Here is a 1,151-nt window from a genome sequence, read left to right on the forward strand (position 1 = left end):
CTGGACCAGGACCTGATCCTGTACCTCTTCGGTACACCCGGCCAGGACCGCTTCTGGTTCATGTGGGACGACCTGGTCCGCGGCGCCATCGGCGCGATCGTGCTGGTCGACACGCGTCGTCTGGCCGACTGCTTCCCGGCGGTCGACTACTTCGAGAACTCCGGTCTGCCGTTCGTCATCGCTCTCAACGGCTTCGACGGACAGCAGCCGTACCAGCCGGACGAGGTGCGTGAGGCGCTGCAGATCGGGCCCGACACCCCGATCATCACGACGGACGCGCGGCATCGGGCCGATGCGAAGTCGGCGCTGATCACGCTCGTGGAGCACGCCCTGATGGCTCGCCTCCGCTAGCCCTCCCCCACACTCACACCAGCCCCCCACGGCGCGCTGCCGCGGGGGGCTGGTGCGTGCAGCCGTACGGCCACCGGGGTGGCAGCACCTCGCAGCGCCGAGTTCCGCAGCCTCCCCCTACGGCCACCGGGGTGCCGGGAGTTCTCGCCCGCCGGGTGCGGGCCGGTGGGGGCCGGTCGCGCAGTTCCCCGCGCCCCTGAGGGGCGCTGCCCTGCCCGCAGCCCCGCGCCGTTGGGGGCGGTAGCCCACCCGCCTGCGGGCAGTCGTGCCGTTGGGGGCGGTAGCCCACCCGCCTGCGGGCAGTCGTGCCGTTGGGGCGGCACGGGTGGGCGCAGGCGGTGCCTCGTAGCGCCGAGTTGCGCAGCGGGCGTTACGGCCACCGGGGTGCCGGGGACTGTCCCATGCCGGGTGCGGGTCGCACTGGGCTGGTCGCGCAGTTCCCCGCGCCCCTGGGGGGTTGCAGAAGGGCCCCTCCTGGTGAGGAGGGGCCCTTCTGGGTCAGCGCCAGCTGTGGGGGGCTCGGAAGCCTGGTTCGCGTTCCAGGCGGCGCCAGCCCGCCCGGGGCCGGCCCCGGTGGGCCGGCTCGGCCGGCGGCGGGGTGGCCGCGCGGGCCATGAGGATCGCCGTGATCGCGGCGACCTCCTCCGGCTCGGCGTGCCCCTTCTCGACGCGGATGTCAGGTGTCGTCATCGTCTGTTCTCCCAGTTACTGGGGCGGGTTGCCGTGCTTGCGCGACGGCAGGTCGGCGTGCTTGGTCTGCAGCATCGCCAGCGAACGGATCAGCACCTCGCGGGTCTCGG

The 1,151-nt window shown here is 73.5% G+C and carries 2 protein-coding genes; one reads left to right on the plus strand and one right to left on the minus strand.

The genetic code is table 11. The annotated features are described in order from the left end of the window. The coding region (locus tag B100_RS0133540; protein WP_024888695.1) for an ATP/GTP-binding protein at positions 1 to 351 on the plus strand (351 nt) is incomplete at its 5' end. A 498-nt stretch (positions 352 to 849) separates the two neighbouring features. Here B100_RS0133540 and B100_RS0133545 read toward each other — a convergent pair. Next, complete coding sequence (locus B100_RS0133545) at positions 850 to 1,041, minus strand: acyl-CoA carboxylase subunit epsilon (RefSeq protein WP_024888696.1); 192 nt, start codon at positions 1,039 to 1,041, stop codon at positions 850 to 852. Between the last annotated feature and the right edge of the window lie 110 nt (positions 1,042 to 1,151).

The sequence above is a fragment of the Streptomyces sp. CNH189 genome (assembly GCF_000527195.1).